At 40.1% G+C, this 25248-nt stretch carries 13 protein-coding genes; 5 read left to right on the forward strand and 8 right to left on the reverse strand.

The features are described 5' to 3' along the window. The first annotated feature begins 64 nt into the window (after positions 1-64). Positions 65-4903, forward strand: a complete 4839-nt coding sequence (locus M23134_RS13385) for a pre-peptidase C-terminal domain-containing protein (protein WP_002696901.1) — start codon at positions 65-67, stop codon at positions 4901-4903. 73 nt (positions 4904-4976) lie between these two features. Here the strand turns inward: M23134_RS13385 and M23134_RS13390 are convergent, their stop codons facing one another. Beyond that, positions 4977-5537, reverse strand: coding sequence for a SiaB family protein kinase (locus tag M23134_RS13390; protein WP_045113521.1), 561 nt, complete (start codon positions 5535-5537; stop codon positions 4977-4979). 198 nt (positions 5538-5735) lie between these two features. Between M23134_RS13390 and pgeF the strand changes: the two genes are divergently transcribed. Then, a complete protein-coding gene (gene pgeF / locus M23134_RS13395) occupies positions 5736-6554 on the forward strand; it encodes a peptidoglycan editing factor PgeF (protein ID WP_002696904.1) in 819 nt (272 codons plus the stop codon). A 55-nt stretch (positions 6555-6609) separates the two neighbouring features. Here the strand turns inward: pgeF and M23134_RS13400 are convergent, their stop codons facing one another. Both M23134_RS13400 and M23134_RS13405 read right to left on the reverse strand, forming a co-directional pair. Beyond that, a complete protein-coding gene (locus M23134_RS13400; protein ID WP_002696907.1) occupies positions 6610-9228 on the reverse strand; it encodes a TonB-dependent receptor in 2619 nt (872 codons plus the stop codon). 752 nt (positions 9229-9980) lie between these two features. Then, on the reverse strand, positions 9981-12599 hold the full coding sequence (locus M23134_RS13405) for a TonB-dependent receptor (RefSeq protein ID WP_002696909.1): 2619 nt from the start codon (positions 12597-12599) through the stop codon (positions 9981-9983). A gap of 582 nt (positions 12600-13181) precedes the next feature. On the opposite strand from M23134_RS13405, the gene M23134_RS13410 reads away from it, so the two are divergent. From M23134_RS13410 to M23134_RS13420, 3 genes are all read left to right on the forward strand, one after another. Continuing rightward, a complete protein-coding gene (locus M23134_RS13410) occupies positions 13182-13859 on the forward strand; it encodes a response regulator transcription factor (protein WP_002696911.1) in 678 nt (225 codons plus the stop codon). A gap of 36 nt (positions 13860-13895) precedes the next feature. Then, on the forward strand, positions 13896-15236 hold the full coding sequence (locus M23134_RS13415) for a sensor histidine kinase (RefSeq protein ID WP_002696913.1): 1341 nt from the start codon (positions 13896-13898) through the stop codon (positions 15234-15236). A gap of 631 nt (positions 15237-15867) precedes the next feature. After that, positions 15868-17742: a SpoIIE family protein phosphatase gene (locus M23134_RS13420; protein WP_002696915.1), complete on the forward strand. Its 1875-nt coding sequence runs from the start codon at positions 15868-15870 to the stop codon at positions 17740-17742. Here the strand turns inward: M23134_RS13420 and M23134_RS38060 are convergent. The 5 genes from M23134_RS38060 to M23134_RS13445 all read right to left on the reverse strand — a co-directional run bounded on the left by M23134_RS38060 (position 17739) and on the right by M23134_RS13445 (position 25195). Then, positions 17739-18533, reverse strand: coding sequence for an energy transducer TonB (locus M23134_RS38060; protein WP_002696917.1), 795 nt, complete (start codon positions 18531-18533; stop codon positions 17739-17741). The genes M23134_RS13420 and M23134_RS38060 overlap by 4 nt on opposite strands. A gap of 65 nt (positions 18534-18598) precedes the next feature. Then, a complete protein-coding gene (locus tag M23134_RS13430) occupies positions 18599-19285 on the reverse strand; it encodes an energy transducer TonB (protein ID WP_002696919.1) in 687 nt (228 codons plus the stop codon). A gap of 407 nt (positions 19286-19692) precedes the next feature. Beyond that, positions 19693-20391 (reverse strand): hypothetical protein, encoded by a 699-nt coding sequence (locus M23134_RS13435; RefSeq protein WP_002696920.1) that lies wholly within the window; start codon positions 20389-20391, stop codon positions 19693-19695. Between the two features lie 346 nt (positions 20392-20737). Continuing rightward, a complete protein-coding gene (locus M23134_RS13440; RefSeq protein WP_002696922.1) occupies positions 20738-22234 on the reverse strand; it encodes an SLC13 family permease in 1497 nt (498 codons plus the stop codon). 222 nt (positions 22235-22456) lie between these two features. Further along, a complete protein-coding gene (locus M23134_RS13445) occupies positions 22457-25195 on the reverse strand; it encodes a TonB-dependent receptor (RefSeq protein ID WP_002696923.1) in 2739 nt (912 codons plus the stop codon). Positions 25196-25248: the final 53 nt, after the last annotated feature.

A 25248-nucleotide genomic window follows, 5' to 3' on the forward strand; every position in this document is an offset into this window, starting at 1 on the left:
GTTCTTTATATTTACGTTCAACAATTTGTTCTTATTAAATATCACCTGGTAAAACGTCTGCTATATGCATTATTTCCAACGCCTACTGTATATCAGTATAGTACTGGTATGCGCCATGAGTTTAGCCCAAGCCCAACTCATCCCTGCTCCACAACTTGCAAAAGACATCCCTGCTGATGCTCAAGAGTTCGTCATAGGATCTTGTGACATCAACTTTACTATCAACTCAGATTTTACTAATTCGGCACAGGGTGCTACAGCTCCTTGTGCGGGTTTTGCTATGGGAGCTATCCAGGAAGATGCCTGGGCTAAGTTTACTACGCCCGCCACTGGCGGTAACTTTGTAATAAGGTATACCAATACAGCTCAAGATGCTGTAGTATTGGTATATGATGACAATGCTGGGGTGCCCAACACACTTATGGGTTGCCAAAACAACATTCCTGGCACTGGTACTGAGTCGCTGGAGCTCAGCCTGACTGCCAGCACTACCTATTGGGTTCGAATACTGAATGTAGGCACCATTGAAGGAATGGACGGGAAATTGTGCTTATTTCGCCAACAACGCAGTGACACTCAGGCTGCCGCATCGACTGCCCCTTCTTTGCCTATAGGTTCTTGTAATGTACAATTTGATATTGATGGTAACAACAGCGGTTTTGGTGATGTGGGCATAGGTTGTACCAGTATCCAACCCTCTGTTACCAATAATCGTGATGGTTGGGTAAAAATTGATGCTACAGCAGGACAAAATATAGCAGTAGAGTACCAAAGCGATAATGGGTCTAATTATCCAGGAATTGTGATATACTATGACAATAGTGGGCTACAACTGGACATAGATGCTGGTACAGCCGGTGATCAAACTGCTTGTTATGATGGTTTGCCCACCACCTCTTCATTTGCCAAGGTAGACTTTACTGCTGCCCAAACAGGTACCTACTATATACGCATACTTAATATGGCAAATGCCAATATTATGGAAGGCTCATTATGTGTGTACGAAAATACTGTAAAAGCCCATGCAACTGCTTGTAGTGCTGAAGCCACCAAATTGGTAAATGGTGATTGTAATGTGCAATTTAACGTCTATGGTGGAGCTTTTAGCAATAACCTAGGGGCATCTACAGTCACTTGTGCAGCTCCTCCTGGCATACCATCAGAAGCTTGGGCTTCATTTGATGGTACTGCGGGTAATACTTATACTATTTTGTATGACAATGATAATAATGATGCAAGTGAAGCCATTAATGTGGCATTGGTAGTTTATAGAGCCAATGGAACAGCTTGTGGAGCTCCCGCGTCGCTCACTGAGGTGGTTTGTCGTAACAAAATCAATGAAGGTACCGAAGTAATAGAGTTTAATGCTCCCAATACTGATACTTACTATATTCGAGTAGTCAATATTAGTGATCCCACCACCAGTAGTACAGTCTTTGGTAGTTTATGCTTTTATGAAGGAACCACAGTACGTGATGATTTGTGTACTTCGTCATCTGCAGTAGGTGTAGGTACTTGTGGACTTGCTTTCAATATTACTGATAAATACATCAACAACGAAGGGCGTACTGCCCCTAGTGCCTGTAGTGGTACAAACATAAGCGCGTCTACCTCAAGCTACCGTGATGGCTGGATGAATTTTGTAGCTTTGACCAACCGTACTCGTATAGAGTACAACGAGACTGGCAGCCAGGATGCAGTATTGGCTATTTATACTGGAGACTGTAACGCTTTATCATTGGTGAGTTGTGTAAACGCGGTAACTGATGGCATAGAAGCCATTGAAATCAATACTAACCCCAACCAGGCATATTTTATTCGGGTTGTCAACATTACTAATAGTGGTGATATGAACGGAGAACTTTGTATTACCAATGTATTGGTAGACGATGCCTGTAATAGCTCTTCTGTGAGAGAAATATTGGTGGGGTCTTGTAACCAAAAGGTAAGTATTGCTGCTACAACAGATGCGGGCGCAGGAGATGCGTCTGGTATGGGCATACAGGGTTGTGGAAGTCCTACAGCTGCCAAAGATGTATGGTTTAAATTTACTGGAAACGGAGGCGATATTACGGTTCAGTATGAAAACCAAGAAAGTACCAGTAACCCCCTGATTGAGGTATACTATAACGTCTCATCAGTTAATTGCCCGGTAGCATCTAATATTGGGTCTTTTACCCCATTTTGTGCCAATGATTGTAACAACAGCGCTATACAAACCGAAACTGTAATCATACCCAATACCGTAAATGGACGTACTTATTTTGCGCGAATTGTAAACCTGGACGAAACTGCCATGACTGGCTTGGCTTGTATATTCAATAGCAGTGATGTACCTCAAACTGGTACTCCGGTAGACAGAAGCCCTTCTAATGCCTGTACAGCTGCCAATACCATTCAAGTGGGTGATTGCGGGATGCGTTTTAATATTCCTGTAAGCACTGTTTGTACTACCCCTTCAGTATCACACTTCGATAACTCAGGCACATCGCTTGGAACTTGTGCTCCTGCCCACCCTATAGGTACACCCACTGCCGATGGTTGGGTTAAATTTACGGCTACTGCCGGGCAAGGCTATACCGTAACTTATGATAATAACAATCAATTACTGACCCCCTCTAATGATATAGCATTGGCTGTATACGATGGTAGTGGTGTAGCCTGTGGCAGCTTTACGGCTACCCAATTTCTAGCTTGCGTCAATGATGTCAACGGAGTAGGTTTAGAGCAGTTAAAATTTACGGCACCATCTACTGGAGATGTATATATAAGGGTGATGAATGTATCAGGTAATAACACCACTACCTATGGTAAGTTGTGTTTGTTTAGTGGAGATAGTAGGGCAGTAGATGTGTGTAACCTGGCTACAACTCCTACATTTACATTAGGTGAAGTAGACATACCGTTTAATATTTCAGATGATTTTACCCTACAAACTACTCCTTCGGCTGGAGTAGCAAACTGTGTGTTTACCAGTGGTAACAACCGCGCTCGTAAAGATGGTTGGGCATCGTTTGACTCTGGTGCTACGGCTGACACCATTAGTGTGGTATACAACAACGACGATGGTGACTCGGTAATAGAGCTTGACCCTGACGTAAACAATGCTGCCCTGGTAGTATATGAAGTGCCTCAAACCGACCCGGCACCTTGCACCAATATGGTAAGGGTAGGGTGTGCCAATGTAGTAGGTGAGGGAAGCGAAACCCTTACCTTTATAGCCAAACCGAATCACCGATATTTTGTCCGGGTCATTAGTACACGTTTTACAAGTACTATGCAGGGCAAACTGAGCATATTTGTATATAGTAGTTGTAACCTGGGAGATGAGCAAGTCAGAGATGGAGATTTCACTAATTTTCCAAAAAACTCGATAGATTTAGGAACCACCTTTACTTATACTGCTGCCAACCTAAAGGCTGTTCAGGAAAAACATGTATTTGCTACCCAATACGGCTATCGTCAACATACAGGTCATAGTGGCGAAATGGGCGGTCCCTCACATTATGGTGTAGCAAGTAGTGCCCGACGTTTATTTGAGCCATTCTTCTCTTATGGTTACCGTTACAATGGGTGGGGAGCAGCTTATGATGCATATTGTAGCAACGGAAGCCCTGGACACGGTACTGATGCTTGTCCAAAAACTACTCCGCCTCCAGAAAGTAACAACGACGCTAACTTTTTTGTAACAGATGGGTTAAGCGATCGGGCAAAAATATGGTGTCAAACAATACCCATGGCCGCAGGAACCAATCGCTACTATGTATTTTCGGGTTGGTTCAATAGTTTGATTCCAAGTAACCGTAGTAATCTGGATGACCCTCAAATACGCATTACAGTATGTGAAGGTAAAGGATTGTATAATCCAGCGCTTACGGCCACTGCCAACGAAGCTGCCGGAAATTTGTCTGGGGTAACCCTTACCAGTGCACAAGCTACTAGTGCTGGTATGTATACATTATCGGGTACTGAGTCTACCGCTGATGTAATGCACCGCCCTGTTCACCCTGGAGTTACTTGGGATAAAGGTAATCCTATTTCAGCTTATGGAGCTGCCAGAGCTTGTAACCCTGCCAATTTAAGAGTAATTAACTCAGATGTATTTTTACCTGAATCTCCTGACAATTGGGTAGCCATGCAATGTATTTACCAAGTACCTGATGATGTTACTCATGTCAATTTATGTCTGGAAAACATTTCTTCTACACAAAACGGTAACGACTTTGGTATTGATTTGCTGTCATTTCGTCAATGCCTTAATGGTGCTGCCATAGCCAATACATTGAATCGTATTAGTTGCGAGCTAGGCAACGATCCTACAGTCTTGGGGATTCCATTGACTGTACAAATGTTGCATTTTGATGGTAGACTGAGAAAAAACAAAGTGTTTTTGAACTGGCTCACCAGCAGCGAAACCAACCTGAGAGAGTATGAAGTTCAAAGAGCTGTATCAGGTGGTAAGTTTAGCACAATAGCTAAAGTAACAGCTAAAGGAAACCCTGGCACACCTGCTTTGTATGATTTTATAGACAACGACTTGCCAATAGGTGAAGAGTTTGTGTATTATCGTTTAAACGCCATTAACCAAGACAATACACATGGGTACAGCCCAATGGTAGAAATTAATATTCAGCCTATCAACAAGCTGAACCTGAAGTTATCGCCTAATCCAACTGTGGCGGGACAAGATATACAGCTGACATTTAACGCACCAAAGGCTGGTACTGCTACCTTGAATATAAGCAATATGATGGGAGTACGACTAACCACACAAAGTATACAAGCCAGGGCAGGAAAAAATGTACTTACGCTGGATACCACTGCTTTAAAAGCAGGAGTATATATAGTACAAGTGGTCATGGGAGAAGTAAGAGAAGCTAAAAAATTAATAGTGCAGCACTAAACCTATACCTGCCAAATGAAAAGCCGGAATTGACTAACTCAATTCCGGCTTTTTTTGTGTAAAATACTTTTGGTTATGACTTTACTTTGATAGAGAGGGCAAAAAAAGCAAATTCATCTCCCATGTTTTGGATACTAGCTTCTATTTCATCCGATACCAATGCTATTTGTACCAAACCAATGCCTGCCCCTCGGCTTTCTTCCTCTGAGGGTGCATCGCGTAACTCACGTTTGTATGCACGCAATGCTTCCCGGTCTAATGATTGAATAGCATCAAATTTTTTCAGTAAAGAGTTGATTGATTTTCGTATAATAAGGTTACCAGACAATATTTTAATGTGGTCTTTTAATTCTACTACTACAATTGTACCCACCTTATCTTTGTTGCCAAAGTGATTGACTTCTTTAGAGTAAAACAGGATATTTTGAGTCACTTCCATAAAAATACTAAATACTTTCTTACTCACTTTCTTATTACCCTGAAGTTTTTGCCTTACATCTTTTCCAAACTCAGACAACAATACATTGGTAATAGGGCCTTTGTAAGATAAAATAACCCTTTCTTTACTTAAAAGGCTGTAATGATTAAAAAAATCAAAGTTTTCTTGGTTAGATGAGGTTAAAGTATCAGCCATTGTCATGTTTTCGTCAAATTTAGTTGTTATCTTGTTGAAATGGGTAACCAGTGTTGTCTTAGTAAGATACACTTTATTTTGTTAAATATAAAAAAAGCTGAATTTTATTAGGTAAAACAAATTATGGTACAGGTATGTCAACATAAACGACATAAAAACAAGCGCTAGACTTTAGGGGTAAAAGTAAGTTATCATCACATGATTGAAGTAAAAGCAAACAGTACGTTGTATTTAAAATACACCAACTTATCTCAATACAAGCACCTTATCCAATTTGTATCTACCCGTAAAGGGGGAGTAAGCAATGATCCTGGCAAAGGTTTGAATGTGGGTTTTCATATACATGATGCACCAGAAAATGTAATTAAAAATCGTGAAATTCTTGCTACAGCCTTGGGCATATCTCCACAATCCTTCTGTTTTCTCCACCAAGTGCATAGTAGTAAAGTAGCCCTGGTAAGCACAAAAGACCGGGGGCGAGGCACTACCACCTATGAGGATAGCATAGCTGATACGGATGCATTGGTGACGAATATGCAGGGTATATGCCTCAATGTATTGAGTGCTGATTGTGTGGGGATATTGTTTTATGATCCTGTAAAAAAAGCTATAGGAGCTGCACACTCTGGGTGGAAAGGAACAGTAAAAAAGATTGCTGCCCAAACTATTCAGTGCATGCATGAACAATTTGGCTCTGAGCCTAAAGACATATTGGTGGGTTTGGGTGCAGGCATCAGCCCTGAAGTATATGAGGTAGGCGAAGTAGTAGTAGAAGCAGTACAAGCAGCTTTTGGTACTACAGATGGAATGATCAGCCATCATACTATGACAGGAAAAGCACATTTTGACCTTTGGGCAGCGATAAAGTGTACCTTAACTGAAGCTGGAGTACCTGCTGATAATATAGAATGTGATCAGCTTTGTACTTACCGCCATCCGGAATTATTTTTTTCTTACCGTCGAGATCAGGGTAAAACGGGTAGGTTTGTTTCGGGAATCATGCTGCAGGAAGAATAAAAAAAGGTTGGAGCTTCTTATGAAACCCCAACCTTTATCTAAATATCAAATATATTTATCGTCCAAATTGATCAAATGTAAAAGTAATGTAATACATTCCTCCAATAGCTGCGGCCCCCAATGCCTGGGTATAGTATTGGTTGAAAATATTAGAACCACCAATTTTAGCCGTAAACCCCTGGCGTACCTTATAAGTCAATTGGGCATCAAATGTGTTGAATGTGCCTATTGTACCTGTAATATTTTGTCCACTTAAGGCAAACAGGAAGTCAAACTCGCTTTGCCATCTCCATGTCAGGTTAAATCCTAGCTTGTCGGTCAATTTACGGTTGCCAAAAGAAAGGTTTACTTTATGCTCAGGAGTATTAAAATTTGGCACAAAGCCCACTGGTAATTGATCAACCAACGTAGTCCAGGTATAATTAGCACTTGCGGTAAAACCTTTGCCAAAGGTATAGTTTGTACCAAAAGTAGCTCCTTGGGTACTAAATGTTCCTGGCAGGTTTTCATAAAAAATGTAAACTACTCCATCAGAAGCCAACACCCCTCTGGACAAGTCTAAGCCAATAAAGTTGGTATATGTATTTCGGTTGTAACTCGCATCTACAAACAAGGCAGGAGTAAGCATTCCTTTATAGCCAAACTCAACAGAAGTTACTTGTTCTGGTTGTACAAAAGGTACGGTAATGGGCTCGCCCGTGGCACTAAACGTGTTCACATCAAACCTGGTTCCGGTATGAGCAGCATCCTGAAAACCTTGTCTACCCCCGGCAAGTACCAATACGCCAGGTGCTAAAGGGAAAAAGATGGATTGTTCCTGAAAAACTGGGTTTTTAAAACCTGTTTGGTAAGAGGCGCGGAAGTTATGCTGTTTGGTAGGACTAAATACCAAAGAGGCTCTGGGAGTTATCAGCCCATCAAAGAATTCGCTCTTGTCGTAACGCCCAGAAGCTACTACCTTCAATTTCTCATCAAGAAATGATTTGGTTACTTGAATATACCCACCTATGTCATAATAACTTACTGGTCCTTTGTCTCCTCTGTCGTCAAAGATAGTTCCATTAGATTCTACTTGAAAACGACGATAACTGGCGCCTACGGTTACCCCTACCACATCGTTGAATAACGAGGTAAAGTCATATTGCCCTTCTACGTGAGTAATGCGTCCTTCTTCTATAAAAGCTCCTCCACCTTCGGCGGGTATTTTATTTTTAATGGTTTCAAATTCGGGCGAATTCAAGGTCAAACGTCCTTTATCTGCGGCTGTACGCGCCAAGGCGTGGTTTCCACCGTTGCTGTTGTAAGCCGTAGTGTAATCGGTAAGCCAGGTAGCATTGTCTTTACTCTGGTTTTGTAATAGGTTGGCAGCCGTATTTAAATCATAAGAACCATTACCTGCTCTTTGATCCATGTTATAAGCTCTCAAGAAAAAGTTGCTTCCCTTTAATTCCAACTTATTAATTACAAACTGAGGACGGTAACTATAACGGTTAGCCCCACTCAATAGTCCGTTACCCTCGGCATACTTGACCATATAAGATGCTTCAATCTTATCTGTAATACGGTAATAAAGCGTAGCATCTGCCCTAAGGTTTTGCACATTATATTCAGTAAGCTCTGATTCTTTGTAGCCAGTACGGTGAATGTTTACCCCACCTACTTGCCCAATCGCCGCTTCATCGCCATAGGTGTTGATAGCATTCCCATTGATGGGAGTTTCGTTACTGCTGCTTACTGCAAACAATCCGTCATTGTTCAATGCAAGCAAACGTTGGTCATTGGCTGCCCAGTCTCTGGCCCTTAGGTAAGAGAAATTTACCTTGACCGCGAATTTATTTGATAACTTCTTGCCATAACGCAATGCAAATTCAGAATAAGGAGTGGCTTCTTCGTCTACCGTTGTCGTATTTACATTATTAAAGCCTTGCTTCATCTGCACAGTAAGCCCTTGGTAAAAGAAAGGGTTTTTACTGGTCATGTTCATTACTCCGTTAAAGGCATTGGGCCCATACAGAGCAGAAGCAGCCCCAGGCTGAATCTCAACACTCTCTACGTCTATGTCGTGGATACCAGCCATGTTTCCAAAAGGAATACTCAAAGCAGGGCTTTGCATGTCCATTCCATCAAAACGTTGTACAAAACGTGTTTGGTAGGGACCACCAAAACCACGGGCGTTAACCATTTTGATCAACATTCCACTAGGCACCAAGTCTATCCCTTTCATATTTGCCAATCCATCATAGAAGTTGTCAGCGGGGGTGTTTTGTATATCCAGAATATCCATTTTTTCAATAGATACTGGCGATTGTAAAATGCTTTCTTCTACCCTTGAGGCCGTCACTACTACCTGCATAGTAACAGATATTTGATCCTTAAGGGTTATATCTAGGTTTTGACTACTGTTAGAGACATCTATTATCTTGGTCTCGTAGCCTACCCCGGATACTTGAACCTTGAACGGTGGAGCAGTATTGGTAGTAAAGGTAAATTTTCCGTCTAAGTTGGTAGCAGCACCAGTTACAGTACCTTTTACGATGACATTGATACCAACAAGCCCTTCACCGTTTGCATCTTTGACTGTACCTGATACAGTGGTCTGGGCAAAACTGGCAAAACTTACAAGTGTAAAAAATAGAAGTAGTACAGCTGTAGTTTTATTGAATATGCGCTTCATAAAATATTGAGTTTAACAAGTATATAATAATAAACCATTTTTAGTTACATCAATTGTTCGAGATAATTTGCAAAGAGGTATAAGTTGCCGGATTGTTCACACTGCTAGTCTGACCTTGTCTCAATAACCCTAATTCGGCACCTGCATAGTACTGGCAAATTGTTTTTTCAAAAATATGAAACACTTGTGGGGAATCATTCGTTAAACATGCGTTTTTCGCATATTTTAGAGTATTTAATCGCAATATCTAGTCTTATAGTGTCAATAATACACAAATATTGTTCTAAATTCACATTTTAGAGAATTTTATTTATTTATAAAAATACGGTTTTTGATAGTAAAAACATAAAGTTTACCTTACCAATAGTCATTCAGTCAATGTGTGCTCTGAGAGGTAAGCGTAGAACACCTAGGTAAAATGCCAAATGTTATTGCTGTTACTATTGGTGTTAAAAAGGCAAGCTGGATAGTTTATAAAACAAACTTTCAAATGAGGTTTGAAAAAAGGAAAGGTGTTATTGGTGCATTAATTTGGTGAGCAAAACAAGTAATGTAGCAGGCAGGGGTAAGGAAAGACTTGGTAAGTCTAAAACAACAAGGGTTCAAAAGCCTTTGTAGAACTTAGAACCCTTGTTGTTTAGAGAATCAAAAAAATGGTTACTTAATTTGAAATTTTTCAAAGCGGCTTGAAAGCTTTGTCAAATTGAATGAAAAGCGTTACATTATTATCAAAAATTGTAATGTAAATATGCTTATCGCCCAAACTGGTCAAATGTAAAAGTAATGTAATACATTCCTCCAATAGCTGCGGCCCCCAATGCCTGGGTATAGTATTGGTTGAAAATATTAGAACCACCAATTTTAGCCGTAAACCCCTGGCGTACCTTATAAGTCAATTGGGCATCAAATGTGTTGAATGTACCTATTTTACCCGTAATTGTTTGTCCACTTAGGTTAAATAAGAAATCAAACTCACTTTGCCATCTCCATGCCAGGTTAAACCCTAACTTGTCAGTTAACTTGCGGTTACCAAACGAAAGGTTCACTTTATGCTCAGGAGTGTTAAAACTGGGGGCAAAACCTACTGGTAGCTCATCAACCAACGTAGTCCATGTATAATTAGCACTTGCGGTAAAACCTTTGCCAAAGGTATAGTTTGTACCAAAAGTAGCTCCTTGGGTACTAAATGTTCCTGGCAGGTTTTCATAAAAAGCATAAATCACTCCGTCAGAAGCCAATACCCCTCTGGACAAATCTAAGCCAATAAAGTTGGTATAAGTATTTCGGTTGTAGCTTGCATCTACAAACAAGGCAGGAGTGAGCATTCCTTTATAACCAAATTCAATAGAGGTAACTTCTTCTGGTTGTACAAACGGTACAGTAATCGGTTCGCCTGTGGCACTAAACGTGTTTATATCAAACCTGGTTCCAGTATGAGCAGCATCCTGAAAACCTTGTCTACCCCCGGCAAGTACCAATGCACCAGGTACTATAGGGAAAAAGATGGATTGTTCCTGAAAAATTGGATTTTTAAAGCCTGTTTGGTAAGAGGCACGGAAGTTATGCTGTTTGGTAGGGCTAAACACCAAAGAGGCTCTGGGAGTAATCAGGCCATCAAAGAATTCGCTCTTGTCATAACGCCCAGAAGCTACTACCTTCAATTTCTCATCAAGAAATGATTTGGTTACTTGAATATACCCACCTATGTCATAATAACTTACTGGTCCTTTGTCTCCTCTGTCGTCAAAGATAGTTCCGTTTGATTCTACCTGAAAACGACGGTAACTGGCGCCTACGGTTACCCCTACCACATCGTTGAACAACGAGGTAAAATCATATTGCCCTTCTACGTGAGTAATGCGTCCTTCTTCTATAAAAGCACCTCCACCTTCGGCAGGTATTTTATTTCTGATGGTTTCAAATTCAGGCGAACTCATGGTCAAACGTCCTTTATCTGCGGCTGCACGCGCCAAGGCGTGGTTTCCACCGTTGCTGTTGTAAGCCGTAGTGTAATCGGTAAGCCAGGTAGTATTGTCTTTACTCTGGTTTTGCAATGAGGTGGCAGCCGTACTTAAATCATAAGAGCCAGACCCCATTCTTTGGTCCATATTGTAAGCTCGCAAGAAAAAATTACTTCCTTTTAATTCTAATTTGTTAATCACAAACTGAGGACGGTAACTATAACGGTTACCTCCGCTCAATACCCCATTACCATCTGCATACTTGACCATATAAGATGCTTCAATCTTATCTGTAATACGGTAGTATAGTGTAGCATCTGCTCTGATATTTTGCACATTATAGTCAGTAAGCTCAGATTCTTTGTAGCCAGTACGGTGAATGTTCACCCCACCTACTTGCCCAATCGCTGCTTCATCACCATAGGTGTTGATAGCATTCCCATTGATAGGGGTTTCGTTACTACTGCTTACCGCAAACAACCTGTCATTGTTTAGTGATAGTAAACGTTGGTCGTTGGCTGCCCAGTCTCTAGCCCTTAGATAAGAAAAGTTTACCTTGACCGCGAATTTATCTGATAGTTTCTTGCCATAACGCAACGCAATTTCAGAATAAGGAGTGGCTTCTTCGTCTACCGTTGTCGTATTTACATTATTAAAGCCTTGCTTCATCTGTACAGTAAGCCCTTCGTAAAAGAAAGGGTTTTTACTGGTCATGTTCATTACTCCATTAAAAGCATTGGGTCCATACAGAGCAGATGCCGCTCCAGGCTGAATCTCAACACTCTCTACGTCTATGTCGTGAATGCCCGCGATGTTTCCAAAAGGAATACTCAAAGAAGGTGTTTGCATGTCCATTCCATCAAAACGCTGTACAAAACGGGTTTGGTAAGGACCACCAAAACCGCGGGCGTTAACCATTTTGATCAACATTCCACTAGGCACCAAATCTACCCCTTTCATATTTGCCAATCCATCATAGAAATTGTCAGCGGGAGTATTTTTTATATCCAGAATATCCATTTTTTCAATAGATACTGGCGATTGTAAAATGCTTTCTTCTACCCTTGAGGCCGTCACCACTACCTGCATAGTAACAGATATTTCTTCTTTAAGGGTTATATCTAGGTTTTGGCTACTGTTAGAGACGTCTATTATCTGAGTTTCGTAGCCTACCCCAGAAACTTGAACCTTGAACGGTGGAGCAGTATTGGTAGTAAAGGTAAACTTTCCGTCTAAGTTGGTAGCAGCACCAGTTACAGTACCTTTTACGATGACATTGATACCAACGAGTCCTTCACCGTTTTCATCTTTGACTGTACCTGATACAGTGGTCTGGGCAAAACTGGCAAAACTTACAAGTGTGAAAGATAAAAATAGCACACCTGTAATTTTATTGAATATGTGCTTCATAAAATATTGAGTTTAACAAGTATATAATAAAAAACCATTTTTAATTACATCTAGTATTCGAGATAATTTGCAAAGAGGTATAAGTTGCCGGATTGTTCACACTGCTAGTCTGACCTTGTCTCAATAACCCTAATTCGGCACATGCATAGTACTGGTAAGCTGTTTTTTCAAAAAGATGAAACATTTATGAAGGATCACTCGTTAAATATACGTTTTTCGCATATATTAGAGTATTTAATCGCAATATCTAGTCTTATGGTGTCAATAATAAACAATTATTATTCTAAATTCACATTTTAGAGAATATTATTTAATCCTCATTAATTCTTTTCTTTCATAAAAACTTACATCTTTTTACTTCCCTTTCTTATTCGTTAAGCACGGTTGAACAAGCATTTTTACACCTCCCAAAAGTGCAATACATTACTTGATTTTTATTCAGGGAATAACACTTGTGCTTTATATGAATTATTGTACTTTTTTTATATTTAATTTATACATTGAAGCATAAACTTACATATTACTACAGATTTTATTCAGAATTGTTCTGTAAATTTATTCTCTAACTTCTGACGTGAAAAAATGAAAATTTTAATAGTGGAAGATGAGCAACAACTTACTGCAGCCTTGGTGAGTTACCTCAAAAATGAAGGGTATGTATGCGAGAGTGTATTGAACTTTGAGCAAGCAACCGAGAAGGTTCACCTATATGATTATGACATTGTGATTCTGGACATTGGTTTGCCCGATGGTAACGGCTTAGACCTGCTTAAACTCTTGAAAAAGTTACGCTCTCAGGCGGGAGTACTCATTATTTCTGCTAAGAATTCGTTGGATGATAAGCTGGCTGGATTAGATTTGGGGGCAGACGATTACATTACCAAACCTTTTCACCTGGCTGAGCTCAACGCCCGCATCAAATCTATATTACGTCGTAGAAACTTTGAAGGCAACCATGAAGTGATATTTCAAGAGATCAGGGTAAATACTGACAAGTTTGAAACGCTGGTAAATGGACAGTTGGTGGTGCTTACTCAAAAAGAACAAGAGTTATTATTGTATTTTATTAGCAATAAAAACCGGGTGCTTACTAAAGAGTCGATAGCAGAACATTTATGGGGCGACCACATGGACATGGCTGATTCTTTTGACTTTATCTATACACACATCAAGAATCTACGCCGTAAAATCGCTCAAAAAGGAGGTAAAAACTATTTACAGACAGTGTATGGCATTGGGTACAAGTTTACTAGTATTTGATTAACCCAAGTGACCATACACAAGATATACTTACCAATGAAATTACTCACTAAAACTACTATTTATTATGTACTGATTGCCACGCTTGTATTTGGCGTGGGGGGCACTGTTACCTATTACACAGTGTTATCGCTTATCAATGAAGACATCAGCGAATACTTTGATCGGAAAGAATTGAACTATATGACTAAAATAGCTTCAGGAAGGTTTACTCCTCGTACTCATAAAACTCACGGACATAGCCACCATAAGGGGGTAAAACACGACTACTTTCATCATCACTTCGAAGAAACTGACCAAAACCTCAAGTTATTTCACTATGGCAAAAGCCACAACATTTACCAATTTATTACACCACCAGCCAAAATAACTTCTGAAATAAACGATACAACTTTGACAATGGGGGAGTGGCAGATCAGTGTTAGACGTAAATGTGTGGTGCGAAAAGTGAAAAATGCCTACTATAAAATATGTATCTATAAATCTTTAGAAGAAGCTGACGATGAAATAGAAGCTGTCATTGGTACTGTAGTTTACTTGTTTGTATCGTTGCTTATAGTAATGTTGGTCGCAAACTATTATTTATCACGTCGTTTATTGCAGCCTTTTCACCAAACACTTGGTGCTATCAAGGGTTTTAGGGTAACCAATACTGCCCCTCTTGAGCTTCAACAGTCAAATATTCTCGAGTTTGAGGAGTTGAACACTTTAGTACTTGATATGACAGATAAAATAAGGGACGATTACCGAAATTTGAAAGAGTTTACCGAAAACGCTTCCCATGAGATACAAACCCCTTTGGCAATTATTAAATCCAAAATAGAACTTTTGATCCAGTCATCGCTGAATGATGAGCAAATGCAACATCTGCAATCTATTTATGAGGTGTCTAACCGACTGTCGAAAATAAACAAAGCATTGTTGTTATTGGCTAAAATAGAAAACCAGCAATTTCAGCAAACCCATACTATTGATTTGGGCGAATTGGTAACAAAGCACCTGCAAAACTTTCAGGAGTTGATAGAAATGAAAAATATTTGTTTGAAAACCGACCTGCAAACAAGTGCTCAAATTAGCTTTAACCCAGTATTGGCCGATGTGCTCATTTCCAATTTGTTGAGCAATGCCATTAGGCATAACTATCAAGGAGGGGAAATTATAGTAGGCTTGACACACAATGTACTGAAGATAAATAACACTGGCACAACAGATGGTATCAAGGGTGAGGCAATGTTTGAACGTTTTAAAAAAGGGAATAATGCCAACAACTCGGTGGGTTTGGGGTTATCCATTGTAAAAAAAATATGTGATACCAATCAAATAGACATTGTGCATTTGTACAGGACGAGCGTGCATGAGTTCCAAATAACGTTTTAGCGCTTGAATTTGCTTCTAACTATCAAATTTGTAAACAACTGAAAATAAATACTTTACAAACTTGATGGCTCCCTATGGAATAGGGAATAGCTTGCGACTTGTCGCTTAAAGTTTGCCCCCTGTCGGGGCTTCTAACTACGCTTTTTGTAAGTTACTGAAAATCAACGTGATACAAAAGTGTAGTTACTTGTGAACCGAATCTACAGCTTGCTGTGATGAGCTCAACGGAGTTAAACAGGGTCTAGCTTGCAACTTGTCGCTTGAAGCTTGCCCCTGTCGGGGCTTTTAACAAACCCAATATCACAATTTTCTTCAAGAGTTGTGCAACTTAATAGTGGGCAACCACATCTATACTATAAGCACCTTCTACAGTTACCCAAAGAACTCGTCTTTTACCCAGGGATTCTACAAACAATATACTTGACCCTTTGTAACACTCTTTTTTGTGTAGCCCTGCCCCCAATATAAAAAACAGGCAAGCATTTTAAGCATTAAAAAAGTGAGCCAGCAAGGTAAAAGTGGTCATTTTTGCTTACATCCCAAAAGTCAACGCGAGTTCAAAGTCTAAATCTTTACATTTTTGTTATATTAAAAATATTTTGATCATCTATTCATTTAGATACTGTCTACCGTGAAGATAACCAAAGCAATTTTTTGTATCATTATTGGGTTTTTGGGTACAGTTACTGCCCAAACACTGCCCAACGATTCCTGGCAAAAAACGCAAGCCAATGGCAAAGGTACAATCACTGTACTGTGGCACGACGCCAAACCCTTTCATTATTATGATGAAGCAGGCAAGCATACTGGCATCGATCATGACCTGATGGTAGCGATGACACGTTTTGTTGAAGCCAAATACAAAGTAAAACTTGACATACAATGGCACAAAGCCCAAACTTATGCCGAATTTTATAACAGTATAAAGGATGGAACTGGAGGTATATTTGGAGCTGCGGCATTCTCAATTACTCCTGAGCGTAAAAAAGTCATGCGCTTTTCGCCAACTTATATGCCCGATATTGAAATTATTGTGTCACACCCTGAGTTGCCCACTTTTAACAGCATTGGGGAGTTGATCAACTCTCCTGATTTTACAAAATATACTGCTGTTTCGGTTAAAAATACCACCTTTGACAAAAGCCTTGTAGCACTCAAAAACAAGTTAGCCCCCAACTTGTCAGTAAAGTATGTTACCAATACTCACGAGATTGTTCAAACAATCAACCAAAACCCCTATCACTTTGGCTACATACATTTGCCCATATATGCCTTGGCGCTAAAAAATGGCTTACGCCTGAAACGCCAAAAACTTTTACAGATTCAACGGGAGGGGTATGCAGTGATGTATCCGCTAAAAAGTGACTGGGGAAAGGTGATAGAGGAATTTTTTAATAGTACTGAGTTTAAACCCTTGATTAACAAGGTTACCAAGCAACACGTGGGCACGCAGGTAAAAGACCTGATATGGGATGTATCGGCAAAAAACAATAAAGAACTTGCTTTACTTACTAAAGAAAATGAGCTGCAAAGCCTACGCCTTAAGAAAAATCAGCTAGAGATAGAACAAAGCAAACTGCGCTTAGAACGACAGGCTTTTTACCAGGTAATGCTCATTGTGGGGGTGGTGATTATACTTATTCTGGGAGTGGTGCTTTATAGTCGTTATCAGATCAAGCAAAGGAGCAATCAAGCATTGCGGGACAAAAATACTGAAATAAAAAAACAACGGGATGAAATAGAGCTAATGCATACCGAGCTCAAGGATAGTATTTCGTATGCACAACAAATTCAACAGGCAATGATGCCTCACCAAACTCGGCTTACTCAGGCATTTCCCGAAAATTTTGTCATTTATCGCCCCAAGGAGATGCTCAGTGGTAATTTTTATTGGCTCAATGACCGACAAAACTTAAAACTACTTGCTGTAGCCGACTGTGCCGGACGTGGAGTACCAGGGGCTTTTCTTACAATGATGGGTACTTTGATGCTTAATCATGTGGTAAGAGAGAGTAAGCGTACCACCCCAGAAGATGCACTCACGTTGATGGATAAACTAGTGCAGCGTACCTTGACTTCTGATGCGGCAAACCTGGCCATTGATATTTCGCTATGCTGCATAGATTATCACAAAAAAATAATCAAATTTACTGGTGCTCATAGTTCACTTTTTATAGTAAATAACGGGAGGTTGAAACAAATTCAAGGAGATAAACATCCGGTAGGTAAAGGTTTGTACAATGCTAAAAATCCATTGACGATGAACCTGATTGAGTTTGAAAAAGGGGATGTATTGTATTTGTTAACCAATGGTTTTCAGAACCAACTTGGTGGAAATAATGGGCATAATAAAAAGTTTATGCTTCTTAGAATCAAAGATTTACTGGTAGAAATTAACAGTCAGCCGTTGGAGGAACAAAAGCAACGCCTCGAAAATGAACTGGAAAAATGGCGAGGACAAAATGAACAAACTGATGATATTTTGATGTTGGGCGTACAGCTTTAGTTCAAGGTAAATTCTATAGGTATAGTAAACTTGGTATTTACAGCTACACCTCTTTGTTTGCCTGGTATCCATTTAGGTGCAGTTTTTAATACCCGTATTGCTTCTTCGTTACATCCTGCCCCAACGCCTTTCAATACTTTGAAGTGAGTAAGGTATCCTTCTTTTGTAACAATAAACTTAACGAAAACACTGCCCTCGATACCTAGGCGGCGTGCTTGACTGGGGTACACAAGGTTTTTGCGCACATACTTGTAAAATGCTGGATACCCTCCAACAGGCTGGGGGCGTTGCTCGATAAAAAGTATACATTTAATGACCTGATTGCCACCACAACTTATCATAGGATCAGGCGAGCCAACAATGGGCTCTGGAGGTATAGGCAAGTCACACGATAAGACGGCAAGATCAACATCTTTCACTTCTTCTATTATCAACTCCTTGGCTGGTGTGGGTACAAAAGGCGTAGGTAAAAGCTTTTGACCAAAATCTTCTTCAGACTCAAACTTTTGATACTTGTTTGCCTTTTTTATCTGGTGGTTTACGGGCACAATTGCCGGAGAAGGCACCGCAGGTGCGGGTAAGAGCTTTAGAGCAATTACTTCATGTTGATCAGGGTTGGTTATATCAATAGAAGGTGGGGCTATTTGTACCTTCCATTCAAACGCCACTATAGTTACAAAACAAGCCAAGGCAAAACCTATGGCAAAAAACAGCCCCCCGTTTTCGGTAAGGCTGTTTATACTATGCGATCGCTTATTTATATCACTGGGTTTGTTCAACTTATTTTCCATTGTTCAAAATAATATTGAGTGTTCAAACGCTTATTTTATGTATGACACTTTTACTGATTTTCGTTTTAACGCAAGCTAAATTTAATGGGCAATGCACGACGCACTCGTACTGGATTGCCTCTTTGCTTACCAGGGTTCCAGTGAGGTGCTGCTTTCAAGACCCGTACAGCCTCTTCGTCGCAACCTGAGCCTATTCCCTTCAATACCTTAATGTCGGTAAGGCTACCATCTTTTTCTATAATAAATTGAACCACTACTTTACCCTCTATTCCAATTCGGCGTGCTTGTGGAGGGTATTTTAGGTTTTTTTGTACATATTTATAGAACGCGGTATATCCTCCTTTAGGGGCAGCTTGCACTTCTGAGGTGAAAAAGACTGTTACGTCTGGCTTTTCTTCTTTGATCACAGGAGGGTCTTGGTTCTTGGGTATAATGACTGCCTTGGGAGGTGCCTCTTCAGTAAATTCTACATCCAGGTTAACTTCTATGTCTTGTTCCAAGTCTTCTGTATCAGGTACTTCTACTACCTCAGGTTGTTGTATTACGGGTGGTGGCTGTTTTATATCAGTAATAGGAATCTCTATTAATTCTTCAAAAGACTCATCTTCCGTAAAGTTTACTTTTGTAATTTCTGCATACGATTTCCACTCAAAAGCTGAAATCACAAACAGGCAAGTGATCACTAGTCCTATCGTGAAAAATAAACCTCTTTTTCGGGTCAAGTCTACTTGCGGGTTTTTTTTAGTTTCCATAGTGTTCCGTGTTTAGATGTAAATAATAACTTAGTTAATAGTTTTATAACTATTTTTTTAGTTGTTATAAGTCAAAAAATAAAACCTTCCCTATAAAAGAGTGAAAGGTTTTTGTTTTGCTTACAATACAAACTAACTAAAAGTTTAATTTAAAAACTAATTTTTTAGTTAATAATATTAAAATAAATAACTGCACAGGTTTATTCTCCCAACATTTAGTGATCTTTCATAAATAATTTGAGCCATTAAAGTGTATCTATTGCCCTCATTCTTCTCAAAAAAAAAGCTTCATAGCTTTGGCTATGCACCGTTTTTTTTGAATCGTCTGAGAACAATATATTTTCTTGAATTGGCACATCTTATTTTTTCCAGATCACTTAGCCCAGTATTTTGTGAGTATACAAAAGTTACTTACCAGGGTATTTAAACAATTGAGGGTTTACCTTTGCATTGGGTACAATATCGCTTTTAGTAATATAAAGAGTGGTAGTCCCTGGTTGTTGTATGCGTTTTTTGTGAAAAAACCACCTATTGCCTACCTGCTTATAGTCATCATAATAGATGTGCTGCCATAAATTTTTAGAACCTTCCTTCATTCCAAGTTTTGTCTTGGTTATCCTCAACATAAATAGGTGGGTATCAAAAAAAAGGTGTTCTACTGTTCCATTCTTTTGAATAGTCTCCAGTTGATGATACTCCTTGCCTTCTATCGTAGTAACCCCTATATACTTTATTTTGTGCCCCTTCTTCTTGTAGTCAAGATAGTAAGGCTGCAAAGGTGGTCGCACAATATTGTTTTTGAACAACACAGTTTTCCCATTAACTCTTTTGCACCAAGAGCGTTTGCCGTCGCTTGTGGTAGTGCGACAGAAGTCTACCATTTGCCAAGCATTTGAGCTCAGGTGAGTCACTTCATACTCACTCCTCATATAAATCCTTGTGAAGTATGCTTTATAAGTAATAGTGTGCAACTGTCGCCACTGGTCTTTGCCTCCGATAGCTTTAAAATGTGCCTCCAGAATATCGTCAGCAGTTTGTGCCTGAGCAAATTGGCTGCTTCCCAAAAACAGCAAGGCAAATAAAAAGAGTTGAAATGTTTTTTTCATGGTATGTATTAGAATTTATATAACTTGCTTAAGTTACAATACTCCGCAGTATTTTTGGTGAAAGTTGTTTGCTGGTAATCAGTTATTTATGAATTTAAAAACTATTTAACTGGTTGGTGTAGGCTAAAACTGAAACCCTTTTAAAAATAAAGTGAGTAAGCAATCTTAATATAAAATACTGATTAACTTCGTTTAGCTCACAAGTTCGGTTTACAGTATTTAACAAGGTAAACATTTACTCGAATCAGCTATGGACTACCGACTAAATACTATGGACTATTGTAAGTTAAGAATCTTATTCTATATAACCTCCATATTACAGATAAAGATATAGCCATTCCATCAGCTACTTTGCCCAAACAGGTAATACTCCTCGCTGAATGTCAAAGACATAGGGCAATACAGTATTGGCAAGCAATGCCAACAGTAATACTGCAATAAGGTTGAGCCAAATGCCTACTCTCATCATTTGCGATACTTTGATATGCCCGCTGGCAAACACTATAGCATTGGGTGGGGTGGCCATAGGCAACATAAAAGCACAGCTTGAAGCAATAGTTACAGGAATGGTCATCCAAAGTGGGTTTTCGTTGAGCCCTACCGCTATGCCCGCTACCACAGGCACCAGTACTGCTGTAAGTGCTACATTACTCATAATCTCGGTCATAAATAACATCAAAGCAATAAGAATCAGAAAAATCACAGGAATACTCAACGCACCACTTACCACGGCTACTCCATCACCTATTACTCCAATAATCCCTACTTTAGACAAGGCCGTAGCCAGGCTTAAGCCTCCACCAAAAAGAAGTAAAATCCCCCAGGGTAAACGCTCAGTATCTTTCCATTCCAGCACAAATACCCCCTTTTTATAATCTACCGGAATTACAAACAACGCTACAGTAACCACCATAGCAATGGTAGCATCGGTGAGTTTCCAGGCAGGAAAAGCACTGTTCAAGGCATTTTTGAAAATCCAAGCCAACGCAGTGGTTAGAAACAATGCCAATACTATGCGCTCGGCTTTGCTTATTTTACCTAATTTAGCAAGCTCACCTTTAATCACTTGTTGGGCACCTTCAAAATTTCCTAAACGATTGGGGTATAATATTTTTACCAAAAACAAATAAGCAATTCCTAACAAAACCAACATCAACGGAAACCCAAAAGCAAGCCAACGGGCAAAGTCTATAGTATAGCCAAATTTTTCGTTGAGCACGCCTGCCAGTACCGTGTTGGGTGGTGTACCTATAATGGTGGCAATCCCGCCAATATTTGCTGCATAAGCAATGCCTAGCATCATAGACAATGAAAAGTAGCGTGTGCCTTTGCTCAGGTGTTGGTTGGGTTCTTTGCTGCGCAAAATTTCAATGACTGATACACCAATGGGCAACATCATAACAGTAGTGGCGGTGTTGCTGATCCACATGCTTAAGGCAGCAGTGGCCAGCATAAAACCCATAATGATGCCGTTGGCGTTGGTTCCGGTGAGGCGCACAATATTAAGCGCAATACGCAAGTGTAATTTCCATTTTTCGAGGGCAAGAGCCAGCATAAAACCTCCCATGAACAGGAATATAATAGGATTGGCATAAGAAGCAGCCGCTTCTTTGATGGGTAATACACCTGTCAGCGGAAACAATACGATGGGCAAAAGAGCGGTTACTGGCAAAGCAACTGCTTCGGTGACCCACCAAACGATCATCCAGGTACCCACAGCAAGGGTATGAAAAGCAGGTACACCCAGAAATGGGGTTTCGGGTGTAACCCAGATAATGAGCAAAAAAAGCAAAGGGCCAGCAAAGAGTCCTAATTGTCGGCTTAAGGGAATGGCAGTATTCAAATCAGTTGGTTTTAAATGAAGGATCAATTTGATATTTAAAACCGTGAAATACAAATTATCATAGTGCTATGTATATACCCATAAATAAGTGTTTACTTCAGGTTGGTTTAACCTGTATGTTTGCAAGCAAAAAAGTATGTATTAGGTATCTGGGATCTGAGGCACTATAGGTCATTTGCTTTTATCCAAGGGAAGACAATCCTAGTATTTTTTATCTACCTTTTACTTTTTTGCCATTTTGTTGATTGCATAAGACACTGATACCATAAAATAACGACCAATGGTTTGTACTTGACTTTCTTCTACATAGTTGAGGTGGCTGGTGCGGTCAATGCCTTGGTTGCGATTCAGAATGTCAAACGCAGTAAACTTCATTTGCAAGCGGTTTTTAAGCATAGATTTGGCAATTGAGGCACGCAATACAGGGACAGTTTGAGCCCCTTGCTGAAATGCCTCGTCTGTATATACCGATTGGGTAAAAGAGACTTCCAGGTTCCAGGTTTTGCCTATGTCCAAATCTCCTTGCACATAATAATCTTCCTGCATAAAAGACCGGTTAAACTCTGCTGTTTCTGAGTAAGTCGTAACATTTTGACTAAACTTGGCTCCGATTCTGATATCCATTCGTCGTTTTTTGAAATTTTCCAGGCGTATATCTATCGAATGACGCTGGCGTTGTATGGTGTTTTGAACATCGTTTATAAACACCAGCCCTTGGTTAAACATCCCATTAACCTGAAGATTGACTTTGGCGTGCATCCAGCGCAAGGGTGTGTTAAAAGCTAAGTAGCCATTAGTATTGGCATCATAAGCCACATTTACTGGTGTCGATAATTGATTCAGATTGGCGTCGGTACTTACCTTGTTGGTGATTTTGTTTTGCGTATAGCGCCCCGCTAAGTTGGCCTGGAGCATGGTGCCCGAAAACATGTCAAACGAATAATAAGCCAGCCCTAAACGGTGTACAAACTCTGCGGCTAGGTTGGGGTTTCCCTGATAAATATTGGCAGGGTTACTATTGTCAACTACTGGTTGCAGTTGTTGCATACTTGGGGCTTGTACCACAGTGCGATAGTTAAAGTTCAGGTCACGGTTATTATTAATATTCCAGCGAAAGCGCAAACTAGGTAATACATTCAAAAAGTGACGGTTGATGCGGGTTTCGGAGGTAGTAATGACCCCATTGAGCGACGAATATTGTGTGCTGGCGCCTACAGTCAGGTTAAAGTTTTTGCGGTTGTACATCCAGCGTAGTGTACCTTGGTCGTAGGTATAGTCGTTGTTGTAGCGGTTGCTTAAACTATCGAGGTAGTATTCAATGTATTGAGGGGGTTGGCTTATATCATAAAAATCTTTGATTGAGGCATTGTTATAATTGTTACGCTGATATTTTAGCTCTAAATATTTACCCTTGCCCAGTGGTTCTATAAATGCAGCTTGTAAGTCATAGTTATAGCGTTCATTATGCAAAGCTTGCCGTTGGCGAATGGTAGAGGAAGGCAAGCCCAACAAGGTTTGTACATTATTGAGTTGATCATTGCCCTCAAGGTTTTGCAAGCCAAATTGCCCACTCAAAGTGAGCGAACGCCCCCTAGAGTTAAATCTTTTGCGGTATAGTGCCCGTACCTTCACCCCAATTTCCTGGCTGTTGCCCCGGGTCTGGCTACTGGTGTTGTTTTGGGCAACACCTTCTTGAGTAGTTTCGCTTAAACTAACATTCGTATTGTTGCCCTGATTATACATTATATCAGTTGATACCCGCAAACGTTGACTTTTACTAAGTTTATGATCCAGCCGCAAGTTTAGGCGGTTATTCCAGTTTTTGAGCACTTGGTCTTGTTGCGCGTTGGTCAGAAAACTGCTAGAGTCTGAGAAAGTTTCGCGAAAAGAGCGTTGGTTAATGTCGCTACGAATGGCATTGAAAAAGTAATTAGCATGTAGGCTGGTACGCTTGTTCAAATCTACATTCAGGTTGGCGCCTGCGGCACTGGTAGTGGCTAAAGCCTGGTTATTGTTGAGTTGTAGCATAGCCCCCAAACCACTACTACCGTTAAGGCTGAGGTTGCCATTTTCGTTGCCTAAGTTCTCTAGCCCTCCCATAAAATTGATGTAATCCATGATAGAAAAAGGGCGTTCGTTGATATTGTTGGTAGTACCCAATAGTGAAAGTTGACTGGTAGCATTAAAACGATGGAGGTTAAACTTGCCTTTATAGTGATCATTGGTGCCATAGCCTGCAGCTACATTGCCAAAATACCCTTGCTTGCGATTTTTTTTAAGTTTAAGGTTGATGGTTTTTTCTCGGTTGCCATCGTCAACTCCTGTAAACTTCGACATCTCCGACTGGTCGTCAAACACCTGTACTTTATCTATGGCATCTGCGGGTAAGTTTTTGGTGGCAATCTTGGGGTCTTTGCCAAAAAACTCTTTGCCGTCTACCAACACCTTTTGTACCTCTTTGCCTTGTGCTTTTATTTTTCCATTACGGTCTACCTCTATGCCTGGTAGTTGTTTGAGTAACTTTTCTACATTTGAGTGAGGGGTTGTTTTAAAAGCTTGAGCGTTATATTCAATCGTATCTTTTTTGATCACAATAGGTATACGTTCGTCCTTGACTACTACCTCATCCAACAAAGCTTTATCTTCTTGAAGCTGTACTTTGCCTACCTCATAGTTTTGCCTTTGGGCAATAGTCAAAGCTTTTTTAAAAGGCTTAAAACCAGTAAAAGACACTTGAAGTATATACTTACCTTGCTTTACCTTTTTTAGCAAAAAATCACCCTGAGCATCAGTAGTAGCAAACTTGGCAAGCAACGAATCGGGCGAGGTAACCAATACTACAGTGGCTCCTGGCAACGCTTTGCCATGAGCATCGCTAATTTTACCTTGAATATTTTGAGCCTGGGCACAAAGCCCCCAGCCTGTGAACAATAGCCACAGGTATATTGATAGATTTTTCATGGGAATATGGTAGTGTGTAGTAAGAAGTGAGTATCAATCAAGTACTCACTTAC

Source organism: Microscilla marina ATCC 23134, from assembly GCF_000169175.1.
Lineage (GTDB): Bacteria > Bacteroidota > Bacteroidia > Cytophagales > Microscillaceae > Microscilla > Microscilla marina.

What these genes read in the sequence shown, in the direction of transcription:
- M23134_RS13385 (WP_002696901.1), top strand. Translation starts at nt 65, where the DNA reads ATGCATTATTTCCAACGCCTACTGTATATCAGTATAGTACTGGTATGC.
- M23134_RS13390 (WP_045113521.1), bottom strand. Translation starts at nt 5,537, where the DNA reads ATGGCTGATACTTTAACCTCATCTAACCAAGAAAACTTTGATTTTTTT.
- M23134_RS13410 (WP_002696911.1), top strand. Translation starts at nt 13,182, where the DNA reads ATGAAAATTTTAATAGTGGAAGATGAGCAACAACTTACTGCAGCCTTG.
- M23134_RS13435 (WP_002696920.1), bottom strand. Translation starts at nt 20,391, where the DNA reads ATGAAAAAAACATTTCAACTCTTTTTATTTGCCTTGCTGTTTTTGGGA.
- M23134_RS13400 (WP_002696907.1), bottom strand. Translation starts at nt 9,228, where the DNA reads ATGAAGCGCATATTCAATAAAACTACAGCTGTACTACTTCTATTTTTT.
- M23134_RS13405 (WP_002696909.1), bottom strand. Translation starts at nt 12,599, where the DNA reads ATGAAGCACATATTCAATAAAATTACAGGTGTGCTATTTTTATCTTTC.
- M23134_RS13430 (WP_002696919.1), bottom strand. Translation starts at nt 19,285, where the DNA reads ATGGAAACTAAAAAAAACCCGCAAGTAGACTTGACCCGAAAAAGAGGT.
- M23134_RS13415 (WP_002696913.1), top strand. Translation starts at nt 13,896, where the DNA reads ATGAAATTACTCACTAAAACTACTATTTATTATGTACTGATTGCCACG.
- M23134_RS38060 (WP_002696917.1), bottom strand. Translation starts at nt 18,533, where the DNA reads ATGGAAAATAAGTTGAACAAACCCAGTGATATAAATAAGCGATCGCAT.
- M23134_RS13445 (WP_002696923.1), bottom strand. Translation starts at nt 25,195, where the DNA reads ATGAAAAATCTATCAATATACCTGTGGCTATTGTTCACAGGCTGGGGG.
- pgeF (WP_002696904.1), top strand. Translation starts at nt 5,736, where the DNA reads ATGATTGAAGTAAAAGCAAACAGTACGTTGTATTTAAAATACACCAAC.